A 5398-nucleotide genomic window follows, 5' to 3' on the forward strand; every position below is an offset into this window, starting at 1 on the left:
CCCCGCGTCAGGTGCTACGGCGTGACGGTCAGCGGCGTGCCGCCGGACGTCAGCCGCCAGTCGGGGTTGGTGGCCGAGAACACGCTCGGGTCCACCACCTCGTTCGCGCTCACCCAGTCGATGAGCAGCTGGCGGATCTCCACCTGCCGGTTGTAGACGACGGGGGCGGTCGTCACACCCGGGAAGTTGCCTCCGCCGGACTGCCGGTAGTTGTTGATCGCCACGACGAACTCCTGCGTGTCGGTCACGGGGACGCCGCCGTAGGCGAGCCCGGTGATCCGGCTGCCGACGGGCTGCGCCAGGTCGATGTCGTAGGTGAGCGGCTGGTCGAGCCCTCCCATGACGTCGTAGTTGTAGTCCGGAGTGCCGTTCGGCGCCGTCGGCGTCACCGCGTTGGTGAGGCTGGCGGCGGGGTACGTGCCGGGAGCAGGGGCGGCCTTGAAGTACTGCGCCGACTTCTCCAGGTACGCCTTGACCTGTGCGCCCGTGAGCTTGATGCCCAGGAGCGTGTTGTCGTAGATGTACAGGCCCGCGATGTCCCGCACGGACACGTCACCCTGCGGGATCGCCGCGTCCTTGTTGAACGGTGCCGCGATCGAGAGCACCGGCAGGTCGGCGTCGGCGCCCGTGAGCTCGGCCTTGACCGCCCCGGCCTGGACGTAGTTGATGAAGTCCAGCACCGCGGTGTCCTCGTACCGTGCGGTCGCCGCGGACATGGCCTCGGTCGAGGTGCCGATCACGCCGTTGACGTAGTCGACGACCTTCTGGTGGTCCGCCTGGAGCAGGCTGACGATCGCGGGGTCCTCCGGGACGGTGTTGGAGTTGAGCACGGAGGCGTCCACCGACTGCACGCTCCAGCGGCCGTGGCTGAACGAGAGGTCGATGTCGAACACCGACAGCCGCTCACCCCACTTCAGCGGCTCCGAGAGGACGACGGGCTTGCCGGTCGCAGTGTTGGTGACGGTGCGCTCGGCGATCTCCTGGTGGGCGTGGCCGACGAGGATCGCGTCGATGCCGGGTACCTGCTCGGCCACGAGCGTCGCCGCGTTCTCCGGGAACGGCAGGGTGTCGCCGTAGGAGGACGAGGTGTCCGCACCCGAGTGGGCCGCGACGACGACGACGTCGGCGCCCTTGCGCTTCATCTCGGGCACGTACTTCGTCGCCTGCTCGACGAGCCCGCCGAAGCTCATCTGCCCCTCGACGTTCGCCTTGTCCCAGATCGCGATGCCCGGGTTGGTCAGGCCGAGGATGCCGACCTTGACCGGCTTGCCGTGCGGGGGCCGGACCGTCTTGATGACGTACGGGGTGAACGCGGCCCGGCCGTTCTTGTCGTTGGTCGCGTTGGCCGCGAGCAGGGGGAAGTCGAGCTGCTTCTCGAACGTGCGCAGGTAGGGGATCCCGTAGTTGAACTCGTGGTTGCCCAGCGCGGCGACGTCGTAGCCGATCGCGTTCATGGCTGCGGCCATGGGGTGCTCGACCGTCTTCGAGATCGGCTGGATCTTCGCGTAGTAGTACGCCAGCGACGTGCCTTGGATGGTGTCGCCCGCGTCGATGAGCAGGGTGTTGCGGTCCCCGCGGTCCGCGCGCACCTGGTTCACCAGCGTCGAGACCTTGGCCAGGCCCACGTCGTTGTGGGCGCTGTCGTCGTACTCCGCATTCTTGAAGTAGTCCCAGTTCAGAGCATTGCCGTGCAGGTCCGTGGTGCCCATGACGGTGAGCTGGTACTCGCTCGATCCGCTGCCGCCGTGGCCGTTGCCGGCGTAGGCCGGTGTGGCGAGGCCCACGGCGAGCACCGCGGCTGTCGCCACCGCACCCGCCCTCACGCTGGCCCGTTGCAGGATGCTGATACCCATGCCGGAGTCCTCCCGTGCTGTCGGTTCTGCACCGGGTTGCGGTGCCTCGGGCACCGTAGCCCGTCCGGGTGACAAGGGACACGTCGGGCGCCGCGCAGGACCGCGACGACGAGAGCGCACGCGGGGGTATCCCGGCGCTGCGGCGCGACCCTAACCTGAAGCAACGGTGGATCGTCCGACGAGGGGCAGTCTCATGGCCGGGAACGATGTGCGGTGGTACCGCCAGGCCGTCGGCGTGGCCGAGGCAGGCTCCACGGAACCCGCACCGCCGGTCGTCTCCCCGCCCGTCCGGCTGAGCGCGGACCTGCTCACGGTCGAGGCGCTCGCCTGCACGCAGGACGTGCTCGAGCAGCTGAACGAGAGGCTGCGGCACCACGGCGGCTCGGTGACGGCCGGCGAGGTCGAGAGGGGCCGGCTCACGCTCCGGGTGTCCGGGATGACGGCGGTGGAGGCGGGCCTGCGGCTCCAGGCGGAGCTCCCGGCCTTCGGCGAGGTGCACAGCTGGGACGCGGACCTGGCCCGGACCGTGGCGTCGCTGCGCCCGGTCAAGGTGCCCGACGACTCGGCCGCTCTGGAGGACCCCTCGGCGGTGCAGAGCCCGTTCGCGGGCATTCGGACGCCCTCCGCCGTCCGCAGCCCGTTCGCGGTGCGGAGCCCCTTCGCCGTGCGGAGCCCGTTCGCGTCGTGGAGCGACGTCGACAGTCGGACCGCGCTGGCGGTCCGGAGCCCGTTCGCGGTGCGGAGCCCGTTCGCCGGGGGTGTGCGTGAGGCGGTCGACGTCGGCCTGCTCGCACCTCCTCCGGACGACCTGCGGCCGGTCCGTCCGCCGGTGGTGGCGGTGGTCGACGGCGGGATCGCCGCCCACGAGTGGTTCGTCGGGCCGGACGGGCCGATCGTGACCGACGCCGTCGCGGCCGGCTGGCGTCCGACGGAGGAGCTGCCCGGCCCACGGGTGGGCAACGTGGACGGGGACGGCAGGCTCGACGACTCGGCCGGGCACGGCACGTTCGTCGCCGGTCTGGTGCGGCAGCACGCCCCGTCGGCGCGGCTGCTCTCGCTGCAGGCGATGGACGCCGACGGCGTGTTCCCGCCCGGCCGGTCGCTGTCCGCTCTCACCTGGCTCCTGGAGCGCGTCCGGGGTGCCGACGCCGAGCACCCCGGGCTGTTCGTCGACGTCGTGTGCCTGGCGTGGGGGTACGTCGACGACGGTCCGACGGAGGACCCGACCACCACGGCGCTGCGGTCGGTGCTCGGCGAGCTGGGGGAGCTCGGGGTCCAGGTGGTCTGCGCGGCCGGCAACGGCTCCGACCGCGTCCCGGTCTACCCGGCGGCTCTGACGGCGCTGGCCGAGAGCGACTCGTTGCCCGCGGTCCCGCTCGTGAGCGTGGGGGCCACCAACCCGGACGGCTCGCTCGCGACGTTCAGCAACTACGGTCCGTGGGTCGAGCACTACGAGCGCGGGTCGGCCGTGGTCAGCGCGATGCCGAGGTCGTTCGGCAGCCCGGTCGGGCCTGATCGGCTCGCCGCCGCCCTGGAGCAGCCGTGGGCGTTCGACTCGGACGACATGGCCACCGGTACGGCGCGCTGGGGTGGCACCTCGTTCGCGGCAGCGATCGTCGCGGGCAAGCTGGCCCACGCGATCGCGCAGGACCCGGACGGCGCCGCGGTCGAGGGTGCCGCGGTGCTGGAGCGAGCGAGGCGGGTGCGCGCGACCGTGCTCGGGGAACGCGAGCAGGGGACCGCGCCGGGGGAGCCATGAGCCAGGACCTGCAGCCCTCGGCTGCCCCGGTCGACCCGCGCGCGAGCCGTCGGGAGAGGCTCGCTGCCTGTCTCGCACGGGCGCGTGCGGGCGACTCCGCGGCCATCGAGGAGATGGTGCACGACCTGAACCCGCTGCTGTGGCACGTCGCCCGGTCCCAGGGGCTCGACACGTCGACGGCCGCCGACGTGGTGCAGACGACATGGCTCGAGCTCGTCCGCCGGCTCCACGAGATCCGCGTCCCGGAGGCGCTGGCCGGCTGGCTCACGACGGTCGCGCGCAACGAGGCGATCAAGGTGCACCGGCGGTCCCGCCAGGTGGTCCCGACCGAGACGGTCGAGCTGCCGGACGACCCCGGGCATGACGTCGTCGACGATCTGGTGGCACGGGAGCGTGCGCGGAGCCTGTGGCGGTCCTTCGCGCAGCTCTCGGAGCGGTGCCAGCAGCTGCTGCGGGTCGTGGCCCAGGTGGACCGTCCGGACTACACGGCGATCTCCGAGGCCATGGGCATGCCGCACGGCAGCATCGGCCCCACCCGTGGGCGGTGCCTGACCAAGCTGCGCGAGCTCCTCCTGACCGATCCGCTCTGGGAGGCGCCATGAACGACTGGCCGGACGTCCTGGACCAGCAGATCCTCGCCGGTCTGCGCGACGGCTTCGACGAGGCAGACCCGCCGCCGCCCGTGCTCGACCAGCTCGTGGTGCTGGCGCTCGGTGCCTCGCAGCTGGACGCCGAGGTGGCCCGGCTCGTCGAGGACGCGTCCGTGGCTCCGGGTGCCCGGGCGTCGAGCCGGGTCCGCACGCTCCGGTTCGAGGCCGAGGCGCTCACCGTCCTGCTGAGCGTGGCCGAGGGTCCGAGCGGAGCGCGCCGGGTCGACGGCTGGCTGCTCCCCGGCCGGGCGGCCGAGGTCGAGCTGCAGCGGCCAGAGGGTGCCCGGGTGGTCGGTGCGGACGCCTCGGGTCGGTTCGTCTTCGAGGAGGTCCCCGCGGGCGCCGTGCAGCTGGTGGTGCGAGCGCCGGACGGGGTCGTGGTGACCTCCGCCGTCGAGCTGTGAGCCGCGCCGCCGACCTGTACGCGGCGGGCGTCGCCGCCAACGAGGACATGCGGCCGGTGGCAGGCGCTCGGCTGCTTCGGGCCGCGCTGCGCGCCCTCGGCGACCCTGCGCACGACCGCGACGGCGAGCAGAACCTGCGCGGCCGGGTCAGCGTGAGCCTGGCGATGGCGGAGGCCGAGGCCGGGCATCTCGACGCCGGCCTGGAGCTCCTCGCGGCGGCGACCGACCTGCTGCCCCCGCAGGAGCGCGCGATCGCGCACGCGCAACGGGCGATCCTGCTGCGCCGGGCCGGGCGCGACGAGGAGTCCCTCGTCGAGTACGGCGTCGCGCTGGCCGGCCTCGACGTGCAGGCCCAGCCGGTGCTCGTCGCGAAGGTGCTGGTCAACCGCGCGGTGGTGCACATGGGGGCCGCGCGGCTCGGACCGGCGCGGGCGGACCTCGACCTGTGCCTGGCCCTGGCCCGGCGGGAGGGTGCGGAGGTGCTCGTCGCGAAGGCCGTGCACGACCTCGGGTTCCTCGACTACGTCTCCGGTGACCTGCCGTCCGCGCTGCACCACTACGTGCAGGCGGAGCGGCTCTACGAGGGGCTCCTGCCCGGGATCCTGGCGATGCTCGGCCTCGACCGCGGCCGCGTGCTGGGGGCCGCCGGCCTGGTCACCGAGGCCGAGCGCGAGCTCGCGACCGCGGTCGAGTCCCTGCGCGCCCAGGGATCGCTGCAGGACGCCGCGGAGG

General features: G+C 72.9%; 4 protein-coding genes and 1 pseudogene. 4 read left to right on the forward strand and 1 reads right to left on the reverse strand.

Going from position 1 to position 5398, the window contains the following annotated elements:
• Positions 1–14: 14 nt before the first annotated feature.
• Entirely contained in the window at positions 15–1853 is a 1839-nt protein-coding gene (locus AC1DUQ_RS16775) for a bifunctional metallophosphatase/5'-nucleotidase (protein WP_477061857.1), read from the reverse strand.
• Positions 1854–2046: 193 nt separating this feature from the next.
• On the opposite strand from AC1DUQ_RS16775, the gene AC1DUQ_RS16780 reads away from it, so the two are divergent.
• The 4 genes and pseudogenes from AC1DUQ_RS16780 to AC1DUQ_RS16795 form a co-directional block, all read left to right on the forward strand.
• A complete protein-coding gene (locus tag AC1DUQ_RS16780) occupies positions 2047–3612 on the forward strand; it encodes a S8 family peptidase (protein WP_477061858.1) in 1566 nt (521 codons plus the stop codon).
• Positions 3609–4214, forward strand: coding sequence for an RNA polymerase sigma factor (locus AC1DUQ_RS16785; protein WP_477061859.1), 606 nt, complete (start codon positions 3609–3611; stop codon positions 4212–4214). Before AC1DUQ_RS16780 ends, AC1DUQ_RS16785 begins: the two co-directional genes overlap by 4 nt.
• On the forward strand, positions 4211–4666 hold the full coding sequence (locus AC1DUQ_RS16790; RefSeq protein ID WP_477061860.1) for a hypothetical protein: 456 nt from the start codon (positions 4211–4213) through the stop codon (positions 4664–4666). The genes AC1DUQ_RS16785 and AC1DUQ_RS16790 overlap by 4 nt, the downstream gene beginning before the upstream one ends.
• A pseudogene (locus AC1DUQ_RS16795) lies at positions 4663–5398 on the forward strand (hypothetical protein); the annotation flags it as partial. The gene AC1DUQ_RS16790 and the pseudogene AC1DUQ_RS16795, both read left to right, overlap by 4 nt.

Source organism: Cellulomonas sp. P4_B5_2, assembly GCF_056402235.1.